Here is a 24,586-nt window from a genome sequence, read left to right as displayed (position 1 = left end):
TCGCGGTGCCGCGCATGTTCGACATGCCATAGACTCGCCATGCGGATCCAACTGGCGACACAGGTGGCTCGGCGAACCGTGACAATCGGCAAGGGTGAGTATGTATGCGGGGGTAATTTCGCGGTGACTGACTCGAAGTTTCGTACGGCCGTTGGGTTCGCGGAACAACGAAAGCAATTGGATCAGATGATGTCCCTAGTGCCAGAGCGATGACAACGTATCGGTGGCACGAGATTGGTGACGTACCTTCTGAGCCCGGCGTGTACGCGTGGTACTACGTCCCTGAGGTAACAGCATTCGACCTGGACCGCGTTGTTACAACGGTCGAGGCTTTGAAGGCTGGTGGACACTTGGGCGAGGCGAAAGAGGCGCTACGCGCATTCTTAGACACAAGCATATTTCAGTACTTCAGAGAACGGTCCTACGATGCATCGCTTAGCGGGCCTCTGAAGCCCCGGTACAGGGGTCTGGTGGAACATGTGCCCACGCTGTCGGAGTCCCTTCTCGATCGCCTGATCGAGGATACAGGTCGGCTGGCCGTCATCCGCACTGTCCTGGAGACATCCGCGCCGGACTTCGCGAGCCCCATCTATATCGGAATGTCCGAACGACTGAGCACTCGCCTTAAACAGCACAAGTCGCTAATCGAAAAGTACGGAGAGCAAGACGCCGGTCCGAGCACTGAAAATCGAGATCGTAGCTTCGCTCGTGAAATACGGATGAGAAAAATTCCTCCGCAACGCCTCTTCGTAAAAGTGAAGGTCGTCCCGGGCGCCTTCGTCGACATTGAAAACATACTGAACCGAATTCACTATCCGCTTCTCGGGAGGAATTAATATGGTCTTTCAATTGGCTCCAGACTCCGCACTAGACCTCACTTTGCAGGGCACAGTGGGTTCCTTCAGAGTGGGAACGGGCCAAGTTGATGCAAAGTCGCTTGAGGTAAAATATCTCCTCACGCATGTCGGTCTGAACTTTGCAGCGGCCACCAACGATAAATTGCTCAGCGCGCTTGCGCCAGTCCGCGAGATCTTCGATTCGAACAGCCTTGAATTCGACGAAATTATGCAGCGTGATATTGATGATGCACGCGTATCTGCCGATCTTGTGCCGTACCTTCTGGACGACCAAGCGAGGGACATGATCAAGCTCTTCCCTCCTATCGTAATCGTGGTACTTCCGATCAAACAGAACCGGGTACAACCCGATGCATTTTACCCGAAAGTAACAATCGAGGTACTGGAACCGCTTCCAAATCAGGCTCACAACCGCCTAGTCACAAGGTCCGGTTCAGTCGGCAGTGAAGTGTTCGAGTTCGAGCAGCCATTCGTGCAAGACGTATCCTATCAGCACGATTTAGTACGACTTCGACTGAATACATCTCGAACCCGCCTCGTGATTGTGGATGGCCAGCACCGGGCAATGGCTCTGTTAGCGATCTACCGCAATCTCAAGGACGAGTGGTCTGATTCTCGCCGCGCGCCGTTCAGGGAATACTATTCGTCTTGGACAAAGAACTATATCGAGCAGTTTGCTCTCGATGAAATTAACTTGCCCGTGCTTATATGCACTGTCCCCGAATTGGACGCTGCTTACGCTGGAGATTTTGACATGAAGAAGGCGGCGCGGTCAATATTCTTGACACTCAATAAGACTGCTCGAAAAGTTTCCGACTCAAGAAATAAACTACTGGACGATAACGACATCATTAGCGTGATGATGAGGCGGACTCTCTCGCAGATCAAAGCCAAGGATGAGCGTTCGCAGTATTCGCTGCGGATGGAGAATATCGAGCTTGATCAGGAGGGTAGTCGCCAGAAGATTCAAACTCCAGTTGCGATCAGTGGAGTGCCGCATATTTACTACATGACCGAACACATGATGCTCGATAGTGGAACCGATATCCGCGGTGTAAAGCCCCGGTCGGGTACTTTTGCGAATCGCAGGCGTCTCGACGACCTCCTCGATCGGCTTGATGGACGCAATCTGCTTGGCGCAACAGGTGCAGACGCGATTCGACGTGATCTATTTACGGCCTCCGCCGCGAGAGACCTCGGCCGCCAATTCGACCTAAAATATGGCACTCTCATTACCGGGGCTCTCGAAAAGTTTGGTCCCTTCGAACGTCATAATCTTGCAGTGCTTAAAATCGGCCAGGAGTTGGAACGTAATCAGGACCGACAGCTTAAGCCGATTCTTTTGGAGGGGCAAGGAATCGGTCGTGTGTTTGAATCACACCGAGCCGCGTTACGGCAGAGGATTAACGAAGGATACTTTAAGGTCGACGTACCTGAGATTCGGGCGATTCTTGCGAGGTTAGATGCAACGGCCGGTCGAATTGAGGACGCGGTTAAGCAACTGAGGGCTGAACGTGCAACGAATCTTCTGGGCGACATTAGTGATAAACGCGCGCTCCGCGACAAAAACGGCGAACTTCATTCAAAAATGGTCGACTGGTGTAATAAGCTGTACGAGGACGTACTCACAACCGTGGCATTCCAGGTTGCGTTAGTTTGCGGTTTTGTTGGTTTGGTCGAGAAGGCGGAGCTTCGAATAAAGAGTGATCCTGACCCCGAAGCCGTAAATCGCGATGATGCGTACGAAGACTACATCGCCCAGCTTAACGCCTTTTTCACACCGAAGACGACGGCGCAGCTAAAGAAGATGATCCGCGTTTTTAGTGGCGAGCCAGAATCCGATAACATTTGGTCGGTCCGAGTGAACAATCAGACTTTCAGGAGCGTGGTCTTCCGCGCCGAAATGCAACCCGACCAGTGGCCAAAGTATCGCTATCTCCTGTTAGAGGTTTGGGATCCGGCTCATTCTGTCCTCAGCGCAGTTGTGAGAGAAGAGCGAGATCTTTGTCGAAGCGAAGTTTTCTCTGCGCTACACGATCACTACGAGACGATGTTCTGCCGAGAGAATAACAAATCAAAGGAAGACCTTAAGGATAAAGAAAGGGCCGCAATCTTCGATCAGTCATTTCGAGCTCACGATGCCCTTGTGCGTAATCTGGGTGGTTCTGCATTAGACCAGAAAGTAATGCGTGCGGCGATATCGACCGTTTCTGCTGCAGCAGCCACCGAGCCGGACGAAGAGTCTGCGGAACAGGTGAGCGATGAGGCTTGACTTGCGATCGTTGTGGCGTGGATGCATGCTACGGATCGCCGGGGGTGTCTAGAGGCCTGGTGACGAGAATGGACCACGGGGATAGTAGCGGTAATATGGGTCCTGCTCTACGTGACCAAATGCGATTTAATAAACGCTCACGAGGGACGCGAGGGCGACACGGAGGTACCCAATTATGACCTACATCGCTTGGGTCGCGAGTGGTCCAGAGGATTTCGACGTGCGACTTCGACGCGAAGCGATGCAGTTCCTGGCGATTCGTACACACGACGGATCTTCATCAATCACACGAGAAGAGCTGATGGACTTCTCCATCGACGGCGAAGGGTTTCGCCTCATGGATCCGACCCGAGGCATACGAAAACCCCGTCAACCCAAATAACATGGATAATCGCGGGCTTCGCGCTGCCATGGCAGAACGTGTACCACTTATCTGGTTCTATGGAGTTGGGCCAAGTCGGTATCAGCCGATATTCCCGGTGTACATACTGGCCGAAGAACCGGCGGACCATCAGTTCGTGGTGGCTACGGATGTTGGAAGAGATCTCATCGACCAGACACGCCAGTCGAAGCGCAACTAAGACGCTATCTGGTGGCGGAAGCGAAGCAGCGATTACATCAACCAGTGTTTCGTGCGACCGTCATTCGGGCATATGGGATGCGATGCGCGGTCTGTGCCTTGGGGCATGGAGAACTGCTCGACGCAGCGCACATCGTGCCCGATTCACATGAGGCGGGAATTGCTTCCGTGAGAAACGGTCTCGCGCTTTGCAAGATCCATCATGCTGCTTTCGATACTCACATCCTCGGAATAACACCGGATTTGGTTGTCGAAATACGTCAAGATCTACTTGCAGAGATTGACGGGTCAATGCTTCAGCACGGACTCAAGGAACGACACGGAGAAATGCTGATGGTGCCGCCCGGTTTGCGGAACGAACAGCCTGATCGGAAATTGCTCGAAATGACCTACCAGCGCTTTCTATCAGCAGGATAGTTTGCATCGATCGCTGCAGAACGCCTCGTCATCATGCGCGAGGGCGTTATGGCGTTATCGCAAAGGCTGTGTGCACCGTGCCGCGAAGTCGTGGAGCCTGCGAAGCGCAGGACACTCCCACGGCTTAACCGGCGTCGACGAGATGCCGGCCAGCATCTGCGACGGGCAGCAGCGTCACTTAGTGAGCACACGCCGCGGCGCAGAGCGCGCGTTTGGCGAGCGCGGCATCGCTATCCTCGGCCACGGCTTGATGGTGTTGATGTCCTAAGGCCGCTGACTCCGTTGGACACCGCCAGGATGTCAGCCGATTGAGCCACGGAAGCGTTGGAGGTCATCGATTCACAGGTTTCGTGTCGGTGACGTCGCTTACGATTCGGGTTCGGGCAAAACGGGGAGGACGTCATGAGCTCTGTCGAGAAGCCGCTGGTAGAAGTAGTTTTCGACCTCGCGGACGGCGACGCCAGTCTGGACGACGAGGCGAAGTACGCCGTTCTGGCCGCTTTGGACGGCCGACAGGCTCTGCGTGACCACCTCGATCTGCCGCCCACTGGCCGCACGGGCGTGACGGCTCTTCCGACTTTCTCGACCAAGGAACCTGCTGGCGCGTTCCTGACGTCGATAGGCGTCGCAGGGTTTCGCGGCATTGGTCAGAACGCGACGTTGCCTCTACACCCTGGACCTGGCCTGACCGTCGTTAGTGGCCGGAATGGCTCCGGTAAATCCAGCTTTGCGGAGTCTCTCGAGTTCGCGATCACGGGCGGGAGCTATCGCTGGCGCAAGAAGTCGACCCAGTGGACGGGGAACTGGCGAAACCTGCACCACGACAACCCGTGCCAGGTCCGGATCGGCCTCGCAGTAGAAGGTGGCGAGCCAACTGTGCTCGGCGTCGACTGGGCTGCAGACGCGGGGCTCGAAGCCGCCGAAGCCTGGGTTCAGGTCGGTAATAGCAAGCGCCAACCCGGTTGGGATGGTCTCGGTTGGCGGGGCTCGGTCGAAAGTCACCGTCCGTTGCTCTCATACGACGAGGTTGGCGGGCTATTCGAGGAAGGCCCGTCCGCCCTCTATGACGCGCTCGCGAAGTTGTTGGGACTCGAGGCAATCTATGACGCCGAGAAGCTCCTCGCCGATGAACTGTTGATCCGCAAGAAGCCCCGCAAGTTGGCGACCGATGCGCTGAAGGAGCTGCGCGAAGTCGTTGCAGCGGTGGATGACACACGCGCCGCACCTGCAGGTGCGCTGCTGAAAAAGCGAGCGGTCGACCTCGAGGAGCTAAGCAAACTTGCGACCGGAGTGAGTGCTGCACCGGACGCGACGATCGGGGCTTTGCGTGCAATGACTTTGTTGCCGACGCCCGAAGAGGCCGTGGTTGTCGAACGCGTCCAGCGACTCAAAGCAGCTCTCGACGACGAGCGACGACTAACCGACGCGGCGATCGACGCGGGAGAGCGCCGGTCTCGACTACTGACTGCAGCGCTTGCGATTATCGACGCTGATGGCGAGATTGATTGCCCTCTGTGCGGCGAAGGGCGGCTCACAGCTGATTGGAGGCAGCACGCGGCCGAGGAACTCGCCGAAGGCGACAAGCTCCTCAGCGGCGTCCGATCGGCGCAGAGTGAGATCGTCGCGGCACGAGCAGATGTGCGACATCTAATCTCACGCATCCCGAGCGTTGCCGAGATCGAGGGGGCGGCGCTTCCATCACTGGCGCGGTACCGCCAGGCTGTCCGCGCATTCGACGCCGGACAGACAGACGCCTCCCTTGTGTCTGGCGCAGTCGGGCTGTTCAACGAGCTGGACTCGGCAGCAAAAGATCTGAGGTCGGAAGCCGCTGCGGAGTTGGCAACGCGCGAGAACCGTTGGGCTCCAGTCGCAGAGCAAATTGTCGCCTGGATTGCACTCGAACGTGATGCCCGATTGATGGACCCGACTGTGAAGGTGCTGACAGCGGCGAAGAACTGGGTCACGGCGAACGCCGCAGAGCTGCGGAACCAACGGCTTGCACCGATCGCAACACAAGCCAGACGAATCTGGGCGGAGTTGCGCCAGGAGAGCAATGTTGACCTCGGGTCGATCACGCTGTCCGGCGCGCGCACAACGCGAAGGGCGGTGCTCGAGGCGAGCGTCGATGGTCAACCCGCGGGTGCGCTGTCGGTTATGAGCCAGGGCGAGTTGCATGCATTAGCGTTGGCGCTGTTCATCCCCAGGGCGACGACGCCGACGAGCCCGTTCAGATTCCTCGTGCTCGACGACCCTATCCAGGCCATGGATCCAGCAAAGATCGACGGATTCGTGAGAGTGCTTGCAGGCCTGGCGAAAACGCGTCAGGTCATCGTGTTCTCGCACGATGATCGCCTCGCGTCGACAATTCGGCAGATGTCTGTCGACGCTCGATTGGTCGAGGTAACTCGCGGTGCGGCTTCGACGGTCACCGTCCAAGAGACGCTCAACCGCGCCGAGCGTTACTCGAAGGACGCGTTCGCGCTGCTTGTAGATGACAACGTCCCCGACGACGTGAAGAACCGGGTGGCTCCGGGATTGTTCAGGCTGGCGATCGAGTCTGCCGCGCAAGACATCTTCTATTCGAAGCGGTACCGCGCCGGCGTCTCTCGCGCGGACGCCGAAAGCGAGTGGAACTTGATCAAAACGACGCGCAGGCGGATTTCTCTCGCGGTCGGTGAAGTCCCCGGCCGTCAGGGTTGGGCAGATATGCGGCCACACCGGAAGAACACTCTGCGAATCTGCACGAACGGCGTTCACCGGGGTGCTCGGTTGACGAAGATGGACGCCAGCGATCTGCGAAAGTCTGTCGCCGACTTGCGGACAGTGCGATGACAACCCCGATGGTGCTGTTGTGGAATGCTCAGCAACTGCTGGATGGCACATTGCCGACCGGCCAGCCACCAGCCCGGCTTTCTGCATTCCTTGCGCGTCAAGCCCTGGAAATGATGATCACTCAGCGCTGCCAGGAGCTGGGAGCCGAGATTCCTTACGCGACTACGAATTCGAAACTAGTAGTCCTGCGCGCGCTCGCTGACGACGAGATTGCGGACGCTGCCAGCACAGCGTGGAGCGGCTTGAGCAATGCATGCCACCATCACGCATACGAACTTTCGCCGACTGTCGGTGAAGTAAGACATCTGTGTGAACTCGTGGCGGCGCTCGTCTAACTCGAATCGACGAAGCCCTGCTCCGAACTGAACCCCGCGGCCCGAGCCGAGTGCGGGGCCGCGATTGGTCAAGGCAGCTGTTCCGTAGCGGGCGAGTTGATCCGCTCAGCACACCGAAGAACTTCAGCCCAAAACATATCGACATCGATATCGGCGAGACGAAAACCTTTGGCGGACGACTTATGGTCGAGCCCCGCCAGCAAAGCAAGTTTGGCGTATCCATCGTGATGCTGGATCGGCGTGTACTGATTCCACGTCCCGTACGCCATCAAGTGACCAGATTTATTGATCCACAACTGAATCGGCGCATACCGGAGCCCATACGGGTAGATGAATATGCCGCCGCTCGGACGTTTACCAAACAGGAGGTCGTCGTGAGTTCCGCGACGCTCATCGATCGCTTCGAGCTGTTCGAAGATTCGAAGTGCAATGTCGCGATCCGACGTACTGCCAATAGATTCGATGAAAGAGTCCTTCGTCCACGCGCTCGATTGGCCCGATTCGCGAGCCTTGATTGCCGCGATCTCACCGCCATACGTCGAAGGGATCAGTATCTCTAGGGTGCCGTGGCGCGCATACGCCAATTGGACTGCAGTGACAGTGATTTCGTCGCGCGTAATGCGATTCATGTACTCGACGAGGCGACGAAGTTCGCCGTCGATCTGGTCGACTGCAAGGCACAAATGAATTCGACCATCCGCGATGTTTCGTCCGAGCTGCTCGACTGCGCCTTCACCAAAGGCCGCTAGGTCGGCCCCTCGTTGACGGGTCCATTGCTCGCGGAAGGTGGCTTCGCCATCCACACAGATGGCTGACGCGTAGTCGATTACTTGTCCGATGACCATTCGGCGGCGCTCGGAATTCGAAGCGAGTTTGCATTCGACGACGGTGATCGAGCCGTCTGGGCTGACGATGCACACGTCTGCCGGGCCTGCGGATGTGGAAAACTCGCGCACGGTCAGCGCGCCGTCGGGAACACCCGGCACGCGCGACGGGGCGTCCGCGATAATTCCCTGCAGATGATCTTCGTTGTCGTAGGCCACCATTTCCGGCGTCGCCCACGGGGCATTCGAACCCCAGTTTCGCACGAGGAGCCGCATGTCGGCGTCGTTAGTCATGAGCGCTTCCTCGCAAGGGGTGCATAGAAGTACGGTAGCGCTCGACCGGATTGCACGGTGTTAGATCACGTTTGCGGTTTCCGTGACTCCGCGTGCTCGAACTACGGGCGACACAGCGCGTACTCTGCTCCCATGCTGGGGCAGAGGAAAGCCGCAACAGGGGAGCGGTCGGTGGCCAACAACATGCGCGTGGCCGATGTCTGAGAGCAACCCCACCAACCGCTGGACCGGAAGTCGTCGAGAACTAAAACTCCGCCGCGAATCGTGGGGGTTTGCAATAGGCGCAGCCCTCTTCGCCCTCGGGGCCTCCCCGCTCTACGCGTCAGCGGTGGGTGCACGACTGGACAACACCACCTACTTCATCGGTTCCCTGTTCTTCACCACCGCCGGTTTCATCCAGCTCCGGCTCAGCGGCCGACCCGTCCCGCACGCCGAGTCGCACCGCATCGAGAAGTACGACTGGTGGTCCGCCCTGATCCAGTTCGTGGGCACCCTGCTGTTCAACGTCAGCACCGGCGCCGCTCTGATCATCGGTCTCACCGTCGAAGAGTCGGACCAGTGGATCTGGCGGCCCGACGTGCTCGGCTCCATCGGCTTCCTCGCCGCCAGCGCCCTCGCTGTCATCGCCACCACGGAGACCGACAAACTCTGGGATCCGCACGCTCGCAACTGGCGCAGCACCTGGTGGAACATGCTCGGGTCCGTGGCGTTCGGAGTGTCCGCAGTCGCCGCGTTCGTCGTGCCCAGCGGGAAGCTCGAAGATGCCACCGTTGCGAATATGGGCACCCTCATCGGCGCGATTTGTTTCCTCGTCGCCGCCCTCCTGATGCGGGCGCCACGCAAGAAAACTGCCTGATTTCACTCTGTCCCCCAAAGTGCACTGGGTCACACTCCCTCCTGGTTCGTATGTTTTGACCAGCGCTGATGCGCAGTGTCCGAGCCAATGACGCCTTGACGACCACGGGCGGAACGGAGTGAATTATGAGCGGGGACCTGAATCAAGTCGGGACCGGAGTCAATCTTTTCGAAGCAGGTGAGGTGCGGGGAACCGCCCGGTGGTTCAACGACACATCGGACGTGCTGTCCATCGACGACGATGATCTCGAAGACACGATCGCGTTCGTGAACAAGGGCGGCATGACGTTCCTGTCGCCGATCCTTCCCGACCTGCGCGCCATCGTGTGCACCGCCGGCAGCCGCGAGTCGCACCTCGCGATCCTGTCGCGCGAATCCGACGTACCGTGCGTCCTCGCCGCCGAGCTGACCGGCGACATTCAAGACGGCGATCACGTCATCCTCGACCTCGCCAACGGAGAAACCGCACGGCTGGCGGTGTCGGCATGACAGCACAACTGAGCACCAACGTCGAAACCCTCTACACCGAACCGTATTACGAGCCCACGCTCGACGAGTGGAACTGGCTCGTGCACAAGGCCGGCGCCGCCTACAAGTCGGAGCTCTCGGCCCGAACGGTGTTCGAGTCCGAGCTGTTCGGCATGAACACCTACATTCTGATGTCGATGATGGAGGACTACCTCCGCGTCCCCGAGCGCATCCGCACGATCAAGAAGCACGCCACAGCCGCCGAACTCGTGGCGAAAGCCCTGCCGATCGGCAACAAGCGCAGCTTCATCAACCTCGCGGCAATGCCGCTCCACTACCTCACCGGCCGTGAGCTTTTCGTCGATCTCGACGAGAACAGCCTCACCGACGGACTCGAGGACCAGCTCGAAGTCCTCAAATTCTGGCGCGAAGCAACCATCGCCATGCGTACCGACGGCGTGCTGTTCAACATGGACGCCGAACCGCGCAACAGCTCCCACGTCGCCGACGCCGCGCTGCTCGACGAGATCCGCGCCAACCTTGTCAAAGCCGACGACACGGTCAAAACCGGGATCCGCAAGTTCGGCGCCCGACTGACGGGCTACGCCTTCCTCGAGAACTGCGACGCCCGGACTGCCGTCTGCGACACCGGCCCCTACCTGCTCGAAGACGGCACCTTCCTCGCCCTGCGCGAGACCTGCACCGACGGCGACGGCGACTTCCCGTGGGTCGACGGCATCCGCGAAACCCTGCCGTACCACCACTTCGTCATCGCACACCGCCTGCCCGGCAACATCAAGATGGACAACAACGTCTGGGGCACAGCCTGGTTCACACCCACCGACTATCAGGCCGACATCCTCGAGACCCGCGTCTTCTGCACCGACGGGGGCACACTGCGCCCCCTCGGCACCGAAGAAGTCAACGAAGCCACCCAGGCAATCCGCAAGGCTCACCGCGCCCTGTACCAGCGCCTTGCCGAGACCGACCCCGAAGAGCGCAACCTCTACGCGACCGAAATGTACGCGTGGAAGTTGAAGGCCTGGGCTCGTCTCGCCGGCTGCTACGACGAGATCGACTGGACAATCACACCCCGCATCGCCCAGTCCTTCGAAAAGTTCAGCGACCCCAATCTCGCACTCCAGCTCATCGGCGGAGTGTTCGTACCGCAAGACCGTGACGGCTGCTTCCGTCCGCTGGGAGGATAGTCATGAGCGTTCTCGGAAAAGGCGTTCCCTCATATACTTTCGAGCCGGTGACTGGAACCGTTCGACGATTCCGCTCACCCGTCGACGTCATCGAATCGATCGACAGCGACCTCGAATCCACCATCGCACTCGTCGCGTCGGGCGGGACCACGTTCCTGTCACCGATCCTGGGCAGGCTCGGCGGAATCGTCTGCCTCGACGGCACTTTGCGGTCACACCTTGCGATCGTCTCCCGTGAATTCGAGGTTCCGTGCATTGTCGGCGCTGAATTGGTCGAAGACGTCGCTGACGGCGCACAGATCGAACTCGCCATCGAGGACGGCACCGCCGTGCTGAAGGCACCCTCGACGGACGTCAGCGACGGCTGGTGGGACTACATCCGCCGCGTCGGAGACGAGATCGCTGTCAAGGACTTCGACGTCGACGTCACACCCGCTGGGCTCGACCAGCTCGTTGCGGAGAAGCTCACCGACGAGAAACTGGACGACCTCGTCCAGCACATGGGTCGTGCGTTCAAGCCCGAGATGACGCGGCGATCCGGTTTCACCTCCGAGCTCTTCCCGATGCTGCCGTACATGTCGCTCAGCGTCATCGAAGACTTCCACAGCTACGCGAAGCGGGTCGCGATCATCGACTCGGCAACATCGGCCGAGGAACTGGGCCGCCAACTGCGCGAAGGCCCGAACCGCATCAGCCCACTGTGGATCTGGATGATCGGTTACCACTTCCTCTGCGGCCGTGAGTGTTCCATTCACATGGAGAAGATCAGCACCGGCGAGCACAAGGACGACATCCGCACCGTCGTCGACTTCTGGCGCCGCCTGACCCTCGCACACCGCGGCGACGGCACACTGGACTACAAGGACGCCGGGTTCACCGACCGCTATCTCCCGCAGCCCGTTGTCGACGAATTGAACAGTGGGGCAGTCTCGCTCGACGCCGACGCCCGCAAACAACTCAAACGACTCAACGCCACAATCTCTGGCTACTCGTTCCTCTACTTCTGCGACTCGCGCGTCGGCACCTGCGATTCCGGACCCTATCCGCGAGAAGGCAACCGCGAAACGATTGTGCGCGACTACCTGTCGCTCGGACCGAGCTCGTGGGCGTACCCCTGGGCCACCGACCTCGAACCGCCCTACACCGGCTTCACGATGGCCCTCACGTACGACCGCACGAAGTTCGCTGAGTTCGAAATCAACGACTGGGGAACGACATTCACCGAACCCGGTCCGTTGCTGTCAGCAGTCGACGAAGTCGCCGTCTACGGCTACATGGCCGACGGCACCCGCGCACTGCTGTCGCCGGAGCAGTGGCCCACGATTGCTGCCGAACTCAGCAAATGCCACATGACGCTGTACCAGCGCTTCGCAGCCATGGACCGGCGTGAACGCATCTTCGCCGCAACCACCATGTACACCTCGGGTTTACGGCCGTTCGCCGCACTCGCCGGCGTCACCGACCAGATCGACTGGTCGATGTCGCCGAAGACGCTCGCGCTCTACCCGGAGCCTTTCGACGACGACGACAAAGCCGCCGCCATCTTCGGAACCGCGTTGGTGGCCAACGACATGCCCGGCTCGTTCTCGCCGATCAGAGAGGCCTAGACCATGCGCCAAGCCATGCAGAAACTCGTCCCCGCCGACGAACTCCTGTGCCACCAGACACCCGAAACGTTCGCGACGATCAGCCAGGCGGATACGTCGTGGACCGAGAAGTTGTGGGGCTCATTGTTCGCCCGTGACGGCTCACTCCAAATCGATGTCGGCATCGGTAAGTACCACAACCGCAACGTCATTGACATGTTTGCCGGCGTTTCCCGTGGGACCGAACAAATTACGGTCCGTGCCAGCCGTCAGCTCGATCTGGACCCCTACCGAGTCGGTGTCGGACCACTCGACTACGAGGTCATCGAGCCGCTCAAGAAGATACGATTCACGCTGGCAGAAAACGACATTCAGCCGATCAGCTTCGACCTCACCGTCACCGGTGTACTGCCTCCATTCCTGGAGCAGAAGGACTCGCAGCGCGAACCGCAAGGCTTCCGCATCCAGTCCGACTTGCTGCGCTACCACCAGGCGTCGACCATCAGCGGTGAGGTCTGGATCGACGGCGAACGGATCGAGGTACGCGACGAAGAGTGGTTCGGCTTCCGTGATCACTCGTGGGGAGTGCGGATGGACGTCGGCGAACCCGCGCCGGACATCTTCAAACCACAGCGACTCAACGGCGACTTCATCCTCACGTGGAGCCCAATGTGGTTGCAGCGCCCGGACGGATCGAGCTACGAGATCCATCACTACCTGCAGTCCGTCGACGGCGCAGTGACCTACTTCTCCGGCTTCGAGAATCTGCCGGATGGCACACAGCGACCGCTGCTGGGTTTACGCGACGAACTCAAGTACGACCCCGTCAACCGGCGACTGCTCGGCGGCAAGCTGACCTTCGACGCCGGTTGGGGCGAGACCCGCACCATCGAGATCGAAGCCGCGAGTGACACCGGCTTCCACCTCGGGACCGGTCTGTACTTCGGCTTCAAGGGACACCGGCACGGCCAATGGCACGGACCGTCACACCTCGACGGTGAGCGTTACGCCGATGTCTCGCAACCGGATACAGCCCGGGAAGTGCACCAGCTTCGCGACTGCGTGATCCGCTGTCGCGAGGGTGACGCCGTCGGCTACGGCATTTTCGAGTCGATGGTTATCGGCGACCACCCCCGGTATGGATTGACCAGGGAGACATCGTTCCTCTAGAAGATTGACAAGGGCCGCGGACGAACCGTCCGCGGCCCTTCGTCATATCCGCTGCGAGCGTGCGAGGAGCGCCAGCTCCATCCGGGATTGGCAGCCGGTCGCCGTAAGGACCCGGCTGACGTACTTCTTCACGCTGTCTTCGGCGAGTGACAGGGTCTCGCCGATCTCGGCGTTCGACAACCCGTCCGCAACAAGCTGAACGACCTGGCGCTGCCGGTCGGACAGCTTGGTCAAGGTGGCCGCAGGGCGGGAAACGGGAAGTCCTCGGCACGTCGCCGACAATTGCCTGCTGAGCAGTCGCAACGTCGAAACTTCGTGCACACCGATCTTGTCCGGCGCCGGGTCGAACATCCCCACCAGCGCCGTGTGTCCGCCTGGCAGCACGAGCCGCATCGCCGCCGCTGTCTCCATCTGCCACGTCGACACGAGAAAGTGCCGCACATAAGCGTCGGCGGCTGCGGGCAGCGGACCGTACGACGCCAGCTCCGAGAGCGACGACACCCCGCTTCCGACGAGCTGGCGCATTGCGACGGGCGTGCCGAAGACGTCGTAGCGTGCCCACCGCTCCTGGTACTCCGGGAGCATCCGCGCCGTCTTGCCTTCGGTCACCGGCGCCGAATCACCGAACACGTTGTGGAAGGTTGCGCCGGCAAAGAACGACACGTGCTTGAGCGCAAACGTGTCTTCCAATGCCTCGATCAGCAATTCCTTGAAGTCCGGTAGGGACGCGGCGTTGTCGCAGCGCTCCAGGACATCGAAGGCGCGTTCGTAGTCGCTTCGCTGTAGTGATTCGCGCAGCGGAGAACGAGTGCGGTGCTGCGGAGACTGACTGATCATCACACTTCCGAACTGTCCACCAACGTGGACTGGGTCACATTCCTGATCGTACATAGATTCGTGACAGAGCCAAAGAACACACCCGGCACAGGGCGAATCCAAGCAGGTCGGCCCCGGTCCGGACCCGACACAGCGAGGTGAGTATGACCAGCTCCACCCATACCGGGCCGAAGTGGGGATCTACCGAAATGCTGCCGCTCCCAGGCCGCTTCAACAGCGCGGTTCGAGCGTTGGCGGCCGAGCGTTTCGCCGCTCTCGACGCGAACTGGAAGGACGTCGTCTTCGAGCGCGAACTAGAACTGTTCACCGTCGACGACGCACTCGCAGTCGAGAAGGAGGTGCTCGATTCGGGCTACCGCTTCGACTACTCGGCAACGGCGTCGCTCGAATCCGAACCCGACAAATACAAGAGTCCGGAGCGTGAAGCGCCGGCCTTCGCGGAAGGGGCGTCGACCAACGGCCGCAAGCAGGTGGGCATCGGTGACAACGTCATTCGCAAGACCCAGTCCGTGACCGGTCCCGTCGCCCTGATTTCGAAGGTCGAGCAGGTGATGGACTACCTGACCGAGGGGATCCCGGCCGGCACCATCGCGGTGATCGACGATTCCGGCGGCACCCTGACGGCACCGATCATCGAGGACTTCGCTGGCGTCATCTGCCTCGGCGGCACGGTCCGCAGCCACCTCGGCATCCTCGCTCGCGAGTACGACGTGCCCACGCTGATGAACTGCAAGATCGACCACCTCGTAGACGGCGACATCGTCGAAATCGAGGTCACCGCGGCGCCACCGGCGGCCGACGCATACGAAACGGGAAACACCGGGCACGCCCGGATCTGGCTGATCGAAAACGAGGGCTGACATCATGGCGCAATTGAGCTACCGGTCCCTGCTGGAGACCAACAACTACCTGCGGAATCTCTCCGACACCACCTACTGGCTGTGCATCACGCGCACCGTGCAGGAGTCGAAGTTGTTCCCGATGAACCCCTACATGCTGCTGAGCTACCTCAACTCGTTCTACCGGTTGCCGACGCTGCTGCGCGAAATCGACGCTGCCACATCGGCTGAGGAGCTCGGTGACCGTGCCCGCGAGGTCAGCCTCAAGGTCGACACGGTCAACGCCGCGTGGGGCATGCCGGCGTTTTACCTCATCGGCCGCGAGATGCTGATGAACTGGGGACTCGTGCGTCCGGGCGACGCCGTCGAAGACGTTGTCGACGTGCTCGACTTCTCCCGCCGCTTCAACCTCGCCTACCACCGCAACGACGGGCACATCACCAACAAGGAATTCGGCGACCGCAGCCAGTTCCTGCCCGAGCGGACCCTTCAAGTGTTCCAGGCAGACCTCCACGGCGTCGTCCCTGGCGACCGTCTCCACACTGCGGCCACGAAACTCGTTGCGCAACTGAGCCAGTACGCGTTCTTGGCGCATTGCGAGTGCCGGATCGGCCTGCACAACAGCGGTCCGTACAACTTCGGCGACAATCGCCAGTTGATGGTCCGGGACTTCTTCGAATTGACCGAAGGTGACTATCCCTGGCTCGACGGCATCGCCACGCAACTGCCGTTCAACAATCTGACGATCCCGATCGTCTTCAAGGACACCAACTTCCACCTGATGGACGACTGGGCATCCTTCGAGGCCGAGCCGAGCTACGACGCGAGCAACATCGTCGCGGTCGGCATGTATACCTCGGACGCGCTGACCGACGGCTACGTTCCCGTCGGCATGGAGAACGCCGAGAACCTCGCAGAGACTATGGAGCAGTACCGCGAAATCCTCAACGAGGCGACCGCGGACCTTTGGAAGCGCATCGCTAGCTGGTCGCGTGAGCAGATGATCGACGCCGGCGCACTGGTGTACTCCTCTGTGGCAAAGGATTTCGCGCATCTTGCGGGAACCTACCGGCAGGACGACTGGTTCCAGCTCGACGAGCGTGTGCAGCGTTTCAAGCCGTTGATGAACGACGAGTACGGCCGCGACAACCTCGGCGAGATGGTCGGATTGCTCGGTCTGCCGCATCAGAAGGCGAACGAGTACACGATGGCCCGTTACTCCGGTCTGAACCAGAACATGCTGACCGGAATCCCGTACTCGGTGCTCACCGACGACGATTTCGCACCGACCGTCGGCAACCGCTTCAGCGGTTCTAGCAGCTTGCCCGCAAAGAACGGACTGTGGACCACGAGTGCCGGTCGGATCGACATCGACGAATACAACCGTCTGGCACAGGGATTCAAGCCGGCCGTGTTGAGTGGCGACCACCGCTACCTCGACGAGGAATGGGTGAAGTGGAACTACGGCTCCGAGCGCGCCGACGACCTGTACCGCCTCGCGCAGCGCGGGTCGCGGAACCTGGAAGGCCGTGGCGCCGGACTGCGGCGTGCAGACGTCAGCGCAATTGTCGAAGGGTCGAGCGGTGCAGATAGCTGACCTGATCCGCCGGGCCGGACGCCAGTTCGGCTCGGCGCCTGCACTGATCGACGGTGACCGGGTCGTCAGCTTCGCCGAGTTCGACGAACTGACCGACCGCCTCGGCAACGCCCTCGTCGCGCGCGGGCTCGAGCCGGGCGACCGAGTCGCCGTGCTCATGCCGAACGGCATCGACGGAGTCGTCGTCTATTACGCGCTGGCGAAGGCCGGGCTGGTTCGGGTTCCGCTGAACGTCCGCGAAACCCCGCACGAGCACGCGTACAAGATCGACGACTCGCAGGCGCGGGCACTGGTTTACGCCGGCGAACCGTCGGCGCAGGTTGAAATAATGATCAGTGCGGACGAGTTGCCGGGGCTGATCGCCGATGCCTCGGCGGACGTATGCGACATCCGGCGAGACCAGGACGCGCCGTTCCGCCTCGCCTACACCGGCGGCACGACCGGTCGACCCAAGGCCGTGGTGCTCACCACTCGCAGCGAACTGGCCGAAGTCGCAAACTTCTTGGTCGACCTCCTGCCGAACCTCCGGCCGGACTCGGTGATGCTGCATGCCGCACCGATCACGCACGGCAGCGGTGCGTTCTTCTTGCCGCACCTCGTGAAAGGTGCTGCAAACGTCGTCGTGCAGAAGTTCTCGCCGCAGGCCTTCTTGGCAGCGGCCGAGAAGTACCGTGCGACGTCGACTTTCATGGTGCCCACGATGATCGCGATGCTGCTCGAGGAACCCGCGACGGCGACAGCAGACCTTTCACTCGAGCGGCTCTGCTACGGCGGAGCGCCGATCGCGACCTCGGTGTTGCAGCGTGGCATCGACGTGCTGGGACCGGTCTTCGCCCAGCTCTACGGACAAGCCGAAGCGCCGCTGGCGATTACGTGCCTGCAGCCGTGGGAGCACACACCGGACCGGCTGACCGCGGCCGGCAAGCCCTACACCTTCGTCGAGGTGCAGATCCGCGACACCGAGGGGAACGTGCTGAGCAACGGAGAGGTCGGCGAGGTGCTCACTCGCGGACCGCACACCATGAACCGCTACTGGCGACGCCCCGAGGCAACCGCCGAGACGATCGAACCGGACGGCTGGCTGCACACCGGCGACATCGGCCACTGGGATGCGGACGGCTACCTGCACCTGCTCGACCGGCGGCACGACGTGATCATCTCCGGTGGTTTCAACGTCTACCCGCGTGAGGTCGAAGATGCGTTGCTCAGCCACCCGGCGGTGGTCGAGGCTGCAGTCGTCGGCATTCCCGACGAGAAGTGGGGCGAACGCGTCGCGGCCGCCGTCGTCACACGGTTTGCGGCAGAACCAGAAGAGATCCTCGGCTTCTGCGCCGATCGACTCGCCGGCTTCAAACGACCTCGGGCACTGGAGATCTGGCCCGCCATTCCCACCAGCCCAGTAGGCAAATCACTGCGTCGCGAAGTACGTGACCGCATGGTTGCCGCGAGCGCATGACAACGATCGGAAGGACCATCATGCTCGACGAATACGAACTCACAGTCCACTCGCTGACCTTGCGCCAGCTGGGATCCGCCGAGCAGCTGGCCGAGGTCAACGGCCTCGCCACCGCCGACGTCGAGGCGGCCCTCGAGAAGGCAGCCGCTGACGGAGCCGTCATCTCGCGGCGCGGCAACGCCATGATCACTCCCGCGGGGCGGCAGTTCCTGGACGAGGTTTACGCACGTGCGTTCGCCTCGGTGCGTGAAGATCAGGACGTGAGCGCAGCGATGGATAGCTTCGAGACCGGGGTCAACAAGCAGATCCTTTCTCTCACAACCGATTGGCAGACCGTCGAGGTCAACGGTGAGCGGGTCACGAACGATCACGGCGACGCCGAGTACGACGCGAAGATCATCGCGAAGCTCGGCCGGGTTGTCGACAAGACCCAGAAAGTACTGCAGCCGTTGGTGAATGCGGATCCGCTCGTAGACCGATTCCTCGACCGGATCGGCTCTGCGCTCACTCGCGCCGAAGGCGGCGAGACGGACTACATCAGCGGTGTCCGAGTCGACTCGGTCCACACCGTGTGGTTCCAGATGCACGAGCACATCCTGCGACTCACCGGACGGGAGCGTCCCGAATGAGCACGGCAATCGGAATGCGCTGGCTCGTAATACCGGACGGGCCGGTTGAGCCGAGCCGCGATCTGGTCGGCGGCAAGGCTTGGAGCCTGTGGCGTATGCGGTCACTCGGCCTGCGCGTGCCGCCGGCGTTCGTCGTGACGACCGAGGCGTGCGCCGCATTCTTCGAAACCGGCGGTCTGCCTGAAGGTTTGGTCGAGGAACTCGAAGCCGGAATCCGACTGCTGGAGAAAGAACTCGGACGGACCTTCGGTGGCAGCGAGCGCCCCTTGCTGGTCTCGGTGCGGTCCGGTGCGGCCGTCAGTATGCCGGGCATGATGGACACCATTCTCGATCTCGGTTGCAACGACGCCGTTGAGTCAGCGTTGGCTGCCGAGAGTGGCGACGCGGCATTCGCGGCGGAGGTGCATCGTCGATTCGCCGGCTTCTACGGCCGCCTCGTGCTCGGATGCGTCGAGGACCTGGAAGACCTGCCCGATCTGGTGGCCGTTCAGGCCGCTATTGCAGACGATGTCGACGAGTCGGTGCCGGCGGATCCATGGGAGCAGCTGCGGAATGCGGTTGCCTCGGTGTTCCAATCGAGCCGGTCGCGGCGCGCCGTGGCATATCGCAAGCATTACGGAATTCCCGACGACCTCGGTACTGCCGTCACGATCCAGGCGATGGTGTTCGGCAACCTCGACGACGACTCCGGCACCGGAGTTCTGTTCACCCGCAACCCTGTTGACGGAACGCGCGAGGTGTATGGCGAGTACCTGCAGCGCGGGCAGGGGGAAGACGTGGTGTCCGGACGAGTGACACCACGCCCGCTCTCGCACTTGGCCGAGCAGTGGCCGTCGGTTCACGCTGAACTGCTGGATGCGGCAGAGCGGCTCGATCGTGAGGGACGCGACGCCCAGGACATCGAGTTCACGGTCCAGCAGGGCCAGCTGTTTCTGCTGCAATCACGCCCGGCGAAGCGAACCGCACGCGCGGCTGTGCGGATCGCGGTCGAACTCGTCGACGAGGGCGTCATCGAGCCTGTCGATGCGTTGACGCGCGTGAGCGCAGACCAGATCCGTACGTTGTTGCGGCCCGAGTTGGGTGATATCGGTGACGCCGAGGTACTCGTCTCCGGAGTCGCGGCAAGTCCGGGCGTTGCGACGGGCGTCGTCGTCGACACTCCCGAAGCGGCACAGGCGAATCCGGGCAGCATCCTGGTTCGTCGGTCCACCAGCCCCGAAGACGTGCACGGCATGATCGCCGCCGCAGCGGTCGTCACCGAGCAGGGTGGCGCTACGTCGCACGCGGCGGTCGTGAGCCGCGCGCTGGATACTCCGTGCGTAGTCGGTTGCGGTGCGGGCGCGGTCGAGCGTTTGGTCGGTCGGGTCGTCACAGTTGATGCGACGAGTGGGAGGGTCTTTGCAGGCTCGTTGGAGACCTCAGTCGTCGACGAGAGTGAAGACGACGACCTGCGACGCCTGACCGAGTGGGCGGAGTTGCATTCGCCCGTGCAGGTCGCGACGTCGGGAGCTGTGGAGCCGGTATTCGACGCCGACGCGGTGTCGGGCGATGAGCTCGGCGAGCAACTCCCACCAATTCCGCCGGGCACCAAAACCGTTCGCGGAGCTGTGTTTGCTACTCCTGACGGCGTTCGAGCGGCAGTCGACGCAGGCGTCGAGGTCATCGTCGCCGCACACCGGCTGCCGGTTCTGCTGGCAGCCATCGCACACGTGAGGAAGACATCGTGACCACACCGGACAGCATGACCCGCCGCGAGGTTCGCGAGATTCTGCGCACCTTCAACGATTCCACGTGGACGGCCATGACGCTGGAAGTCAATGGCATGCGCATCACCGTCGGCAAGAACGGTCCGCCGGCGCAGGCTGCGGCTCCACGGACTCCCGAAGCGCCTGCCAAGACCGTAGCGCCCGTCGTGAACGACGCGCCTCCTGTAGCCGTCGAACCTGCCCGTCCGGTCGCAACCCCAGCTGCACAGGTCGATACCGCCGGCTGCGTCGAGGTGCGATCGCCGACGGTCGGAGCTTTCTGGACGGCACCGAGCCCGGGGGAGCCGCCGTTCGTCCAGGTCGGTCAGAAGGTCGAGGCCGGACAGCAACTCGCCATCGTCGAGGTGATGAAGTTGATGAACCCGGTGCTTGCCGCGCAAGCCGGCGAGGTCGTGCAGGTGTGCGCCGAGAACGCCGCACTTGTCGAGTTCGAACAGCCGCTGTTTCTGATCAGGCCGTCCGATGGCTAGCCCTGTGCTGACCCGCACGGCCCTACGCAAGGTCCTCGTCGCCAATCGTGGCGAGATCGCGGTTCGCGTGATCAAGGCCTGCCGGGCGCTCGGCATCGAGACCGTCGTCGTCACGTCGACGGCGGACCGAGACGGAATGCCCGCCCGACTCGCGGATCGTGCCGTATGCATCGGACCCCCTCCGGCGGGAAAGAGTTACCTTGCGATTCCGTTGATTCTGAGCGCGGCCCTCGGAACAGGCTGCGATGCAGTACATCCCGGCTACGGGTTTCTGTCGGAGAATCCTGACTTTGCTGCGGCCTGTGTTGCCGAGGGGCTGGTGTTCGTCGGCCCTCGGCCCGAGGCGGTAGCCCAGGCCGGCGACAAGGCGCGTGCGCGCGAGCTTGCCCGCTCGGCGGGAATTCCAGTGCTGGTCGGTTCGCCGATCCTCGACACCGCAGAGGCGGCAGTGCAGGCGGCCTCCGACATCGGCTACCCCGTGCTTGTCAAAGCGGCAGCCGGTGGCGGTGGCCGCGGAATGTCGGTGGTGGAGAACGAAGCCGAGCTTCGCAATCGCTGGCATGCGGCTGCGGCGGAAGCGCAGTCCGCGTTCGGTGACGGACGTCTCTACGTCGAACAGTTCATTCGGAACGCGCGACACATCGAGGTCCAGGTGCTGGGCGACAAGCACGGGTCCGTCGTTCATCTCGGCGAACGTGATTGCACGTTGCAACGGCGCCATCAGAAGGTCGTCGAGGAGTCGCCGGCACCGAACTTGCCTGACGCGATCCGCCAGCAAATTCGCAGTAGTGGAGTGGCTTTCGCCGAGGCGCTCGGGCTGGACAGCGCGGGAACCGTCGAGTTCATCTACGACGCAGACAAGCAGCGGTACGCATTTCTGGAGTTCAACGCCCGGATCCAGGTCGAACACCCGGTCACCGAGATGGTGACCGGCGTCGACCTGGTCGCCGAGCAATTGCGCTCTGCTGCAGGCGAACCACTCCGGTTCACCCAGGGCGACATCTCGCTGACCGGTCATGCGATCGAGGTGCGGATCACCACCGAAGACCCTGCGCGCGGGTTCATTCCGAACCCCGGCACGGTGCAGGTCTGGGAACCGCCTGTCGGGGAGGGCATTCGGGTCGATTCCCACTGCGAACCGGGCTACGTCGTCACTCCGTATTACGACTCACTGCTGGCCAAGATCGTCGCGTACGGACCCAGCCGCGACGCAGCCATCGACAGAATGATCGCTGCGTTAGGACGTTTACGCGTCGAGGGTGTGCCGACGACCGCGGACTTCGCACGAATCGCACTGGATCACCCCGACTTTCGAGCAGGCACCGTAACCACCGACTGGATTGCCTCACGCGGGCTACCGGACTATCTGGAGAAGATCTCATGAGCTACCTGGACTGCGCCCCGCGCAACGCCGACGGCACTCGCCGCAAGATCGACGTCATCGACCAGACCCTGCGAGACGGTCCGCAGAGTTGGTGGGGCATGCGGCTTCGCAAGGACATGGGCCTGCCGATGGCCGCAGAGCTGGACCGTACCGGCTTTCACACCATCGACCTCGTCGGCAGCTCGATCTTCGAAGTGCTGGTGCGGCACTGCAAGGAAGATCCCTGGGAGCAGCTGAAGTCGCTATCCAAGGCGATGCCGAAGACGACGGTGCGCGCCGGCACGCGGAGCAACGGCATCGTGACGTTCGGGCTGACTGCCGACAGCGTGATGGATCTCTGGGTGCAGCGACTGTGCGCACATGGCATCGGCAGCTTCTGGATCTACGACGGACTGTTCAACATCGACAAGATCGGCCGGTTGGTGAAGACGGTGCAAGCGCATGGGGCGCAGGCACTCCCGTGCATCCTCTACGCCGACAGCCCGTACCACACCGACGAGTACTACGCGGAGCGCACGCGTGAACTGGTTGCGACCGGCGCCGACGGCATCGAACTCGAGGACGCGGCAGGTCTCCTCACTCCCGAGCGGACCCGTTCGCTCGTCGGTGCTATCAAGAAGGCGGCGGGTGACCTACCGGTCGAGATCCACTTCCACAGCAACAACGCCCTCGCGCCGGTCAACTACCTCGAGGGCATCCTCGCGGGCGCGGACCGCGTCCACACCGCGAGTCGTCCGTTGGCAGCGGGTGTTTCCCTACCGTCGACGGAGAACACGGTCGCCAACCTGCGCTATGCCGGCTTCGAGGTCGATCTCGACGACTCACGCTTCGCGGCGGTCGAGCAGCATCTGCTGCGCGTCGCCGAATACGAGGACCTCCCGGTCGGTCAGCCTGCAGAGTATTCCCTGTTCCAGTACCGCCACCAACTTCCCGGCGGCATGGCGGGAACGTTCAAAGCGCAGCTGAAGGATCGCGGGATGGAGGACCGATTCGAAGAGGTGCTCGACGAAATGTCGCGCGTTCGTGAAGAACTCGGTTACCCGGTGATGGCCACGCCGTTCTCGCAACTCGTCGGCACTCAGGCGGTGCTCAACGTGGTGACGGGGGATCGCTACGCTGTCGTCCCCGACGAAGTGATGATCTACGCCAACGGATTCTACGGAAAGCCCGTCGCACCAATGGATCCCGACGTGCTCGACAAGATCATGAGCTCGCCCAAGGCGAAGACCTACGTGGACTGGGAGCCGCCTCAGCCGAGCTTGGCCGAGCTGCGCAAGAAGTTCGGTGAGTCGATCACCGACGACGAGCTGATTCTTCGATTCCTCGTCCCCGAGCGCGATATCGACGTCATGCGGGCGACACCGCAACGCAACCGCGATTTCGCGCCGACGAGCAGCCAGGCGCGCTATATCCGCGAACTCGTGGAGACCTCGGTCGGCGCGTATCTGCACATCGAGGCGGACGACTTTGCGCTGACCCTCGAAGGTGACCACTGATGACGGAACTCGGCGTCGGGCGGCCGACCAAACGGCGTGCCGGGTCGGCGGTCGGCGGGCTGCCTGTCGCGGATTCTCGGCCGGTTCTCGCCGACGCCGGCCTCCTCGGTTCGCGCTGTACAGAATGCCGGTATCCGGCCGCGCAACAGGGACTTCCGTGGTGTCCGGTGTGCTATTCGCCGGTCGAGCCGGCGACTTTCCGTCGGAGTGGTTCGGCGTGGTCGTCGACGGTTGTCGCTATTCCGGTCGGCAAGCGCAGGCCGCCCTTCGGGCTGGCGTATCTCGATTTGGACGACGGCCCCCGGGTGTTGGTTTATCTGGATGAGCCTGTGCTGCTCGCACTGGGTGAACGGCTCGAGATCTGCGGGGTCGACGACGGTGACTTGATCGCAAAGAAGGAGGAGGCGTGAGCGG

General features: G+C 61.7%; 21 protein-coding genes. 19 read left to right on the top strand and 2 right to left on the bottom strand.

Annotated elements, in window-relative coordinates; translation table 11 throughout:
- Positions 1 to 209 precede the first annotated feature (209 nt).
- The 5 genes from JGU72_RS29590 (at position 210) to JGU72_RS29570 (ending at position 7,293) form a co-directional block, all read left to right on the top strand.
- Positions 210 to 836, top strand: coding sequence for a hypothetical protein (locus tag JGU72_RS29590; protein ID WP_199687884.1), 627 nt, complete (start codon positions 210 to 212; stop codon positions 834 to 836).
- A 1-nt stretch (position 837) separates the two neighbouring features.
- Positions 838 to 3,129, top strand: coding sequence for a ParB N-terminal domain-containing protein (locus tag JGU72_RS29585; RefSeq protein WP_199687883.1), 2,292 nt, complete (start codon positions 838 to 840; stop codon positions 3,127 to 3,129).
- A gap of 592 nt (positions 3,130 to 3,721) precedes the next feature.
- Positions 3,722 to 4,126, top strand: a complete 405-nt coding sequence (locus JGU72_RS30940; RefSeq protein ID WP_307828666.1) for an HNH endonuclease — start codon at positions 3,722 to 3,724, stop codon at positions 4,124 to 4,126.
- A gap of 402 nt (positions 4,127 to 4,528) precedes the next feature.
- Positions 4,529 to 6,958, top strand: a complete 2,430-nt coding sequence (locus JGU72_RS29575; protein WP_199687882.1) for an AAA family ATPase — start codon at positions 4,529 to 4,531, stop codon at positions 6,956 to 6,958.
- Positions 6,955 to 7,293, top strand: a complete 339-nt coding sequence (locus JGU72_RS29570) for a hypothetical protein (protein ID WP_199687881.1) — start codon at positions 6,955 to 6,957, stop codon at positions 7,291 to 7,293. The genes JGU72_RS29575 and JGU72_RS29570 overlap by 4 nt, the downstream gene beginning before the upstream one ends.
- Before the next feature lie 68 nt (positions 7,294 to 7,361).
- On the opposite strand, the gene JGU72_RS29565 is transcribed toward JGU72_RS29570, so the two are convergent.
- Positions 7,362 to 8,339, bottom strand: a complete 978-nt coding sequence (locus tag JGU72_RS29565; protein WP_199687880.1) for a PDDEXK family nuclease — start codon at positions 8,337 to 8,339, stop codon at positions 7,362 to 7,364.
- 268 nt (positions 8,340 to 8,607) lie between these two features.
- Here JGU72_RS29565 and JGU72_RS29560 point away from each other — a divergent pair, with 268 nt between their 5' ends.
- From JGU72_RS29560 to JGU72_RS29540, 5 genes are all read left to right on the top strand, one after another.
- Positions 8,608 to 9,267, top strand: coding sequence for a hypothetical protein (locus JGU72_RS29560; protein ID WP_199687879.1), 660 nt, complete (start codon positions 8,608 to 8,610; stop codon positions 9,265 to 9,267).
- Positions 9,268 to 9,392: 125 nt separating this feature from the next.
- Positions 9,393 to 9,755 (top strand): PEP-utilizing enzyme, encoded by a 363-nt coding sequence (locus tag JGU72_RS29555; protein WP_199687878.1) that lies wholly within the window; start codon positions 9,393 to 9,395, stop codon positions 9,753 to 9,755.
- Complete coding sequence (locus JGU72_RS29550; protein ID WP_199687877.1) at positions 9,752 to 10,942, top strand: hypothetical protein; 1,191 nt, start codon at positions 9,752 to 9,754, stop codon at positions 10,940 to 10,942. The genes JGU72_RS29555 and JGU72_RS29550 overlap by 4 nt, the downstream gene beginning before the upstream one ends.
- 47 nt (positions 10,943 to 10,989) lie before the next feature.
- Positions 10,990 to 12,549, top strand: a complete 1,560-nt coding sequence (locus JGU72_RS29545) for a PEP-utilizing enzyme (protein WP_307828665.1) — start codon at positions 10,990 to 10,992, stop codon at positions 12,547 to 12,549.
- Between the two features lie 15 nt (positions 12,550 to 12,564).
- Entirely contained in the window at positions 12,565 to 13,698 is a 1,134-nt protein-coding gene (locus JGU72_RS29540; protein ID WP_199687875.1) for an Rv3169 family protein, read from the top strand.
- A 42-nt stretch (positions 13,699 to 13,740) separates the two neighbouring features.
- Here the strand turns inward: JGU72_RS29540 and JGU72_RS29535 are convergent, their stop codons facing one another.
- Entirely contained in the window at positions 13,741 to 14,535 is a 795-nt protein-coding gene (locus JGU72_RS29535; protein ID WP_199687874.1) for a helix-turn-helix transcriptional regulator, read from the bottom strand.
- A 143-nt stretch (positions 14,536 to 14,678) separates the two neighbouring features.
- Here JGU72_RS29535 and JGU72_RS29530 point away from each other — a divergent pair, with 143 nt between their 5' ends.
- The 9 genes from JGU72_RS29530 to JGU72_RS29490 are packed head-to-tail and all read left to right on the top strand — an operon-like array spanning position 14,679 to position 24,582.
- Positions 14,679 to 15,395, top strand: a complete 717-nt coding sequence (locus JGU72_RS29530; protein ID WP_199687873.1) for a PEP-utilizing enzyme — start codon at positions 14,679 to 14,681, stop codon at positions 15,393 to 15,395.
- 4 nt (positions 15,396 to 15,399) lie between these two features.
- On the top strand, positions 15,400 to 16,971 hold the full coding sequence (locus JGU72_RS29525) for a hypothetical protein (RefSeq protein WP_199687872.1): 1,572 nt from the start codon (positions 15,400 to 15,402) through the stop codon (positions 16,969 to 16,971).
- Positions 16,958 to 18,427 carry a class I adenylate-forming enzyme family protein gene (locus tag JGU72_RS29520; RefSeq protein WP_199687871.1) on the top strand — a complete coding sequence of 490 codons (1,470 nt, stop codon included), beginning with the start codon at positions 16,958 to 16,960 and terminating at the stop codon, positions 18,425 to 18,427. The genes JGU72_RS29525 and JGU72_RS29520 overlap by 14 nt, the downstream gene beginning before the upstream one ends.
- Positions 18,424 to 19,056, top strand: a complete 633-nt coding sequence (locus tag JGU72_RS29515) for a hypothetical protein (RefSeq protein WP_233533212.1) — start codon at positions 18,424 to 18,426, stop codon at positions 19,054 to 19,056. Before JGU72_RS29520 ends, JGU72_RS29515 begins: the two co-directional genes overlap by 4 nt.
- Positions 19,053 to 20,783, top strand: a complete 1,731-nt coding sequence (locus tag JGU72_RS29510; protein ID WP_199687870.1) for a pyruvate, phosphate dikinase — start codon at positions 19,053 to 19,055, stop codon at positions 20,781 to 20,783. Before JGU72_RS29515 ends, JGU72_RS29510 begins: the two co-directional genes overlap by 4 nt.
- Entirely contained in the window at positions 20,780 to 21,292 is a 513-nt protein-coding gene (accB, locus tag JGU72_RS29505) for an acetyl-CoA carboxylase biotin carboxyl carrier protein (protein WP_199687869.1), read from the top strand. The genes JGU72_RS29510 and accB overlap by 4 nt, the downstream gene beginning before the upstream one ends.
- Positions 21,285 to 22,676 (top strand): acetyl-CoA carboxylase biotin carboxylase subunit, encoded by a 1,392-nt coding sequence (locus tag JGU72_RS29500; RefSeq protein ID WP_199687868.1) that lies wholly within the window; start codon positions 21,285 to 21,287, stop codon positions 22,674 to 22,676. The genes accB and JGU72_RS29500 overlap by 8 nt, the downstream gene beginning before the upstream one ends.
- Complete coding sequence (locus JGU72_RS29495; protein WP_199687867.1) at positions 22,673 to 24,172, top strand: carboxyltransferase; 1,500 nt, start codon at positions 22,673 to 22,675, stop codon at positions 24,170 to 24,172. Before JGU72_RS29500 ends, JGU72_RS29495 begins: the two co-directional genes overlap by 4 nt.
- Positions 24,172 to 24,582, top strand: a complete 411-nt coding sequence (locus tag JGU72_RS29490) for a Zn-ribbon domain-containing OB-fold protein (RefSeq protein ID WP_199687866.1) — start codon at positions 24,172 to 24,174, stop codon at positions 24,580 to 24,582. Before JGU72_RS29495 ends, JGU72_RS29490 begins: the two co-directional genes overlap by 1 nt.
- Positions 24,583 to 24,586 lie beyond the last annotated feature (4 nt).

This window comes from Antrihabitans auranticaus (genome assembly GCF_016481275.1).
Taxonomy (GTDB): Bacteria; Actinomycetota; Actinomycetes; order Mycobacteriales; family Mycobacteriaceae; genus Antrihabitans.
The sequence above is the reverse complement of the archived record's forward strand: the minus strand, read 5'-3'. Positions and strand labels throughout refer to the sequence as shown.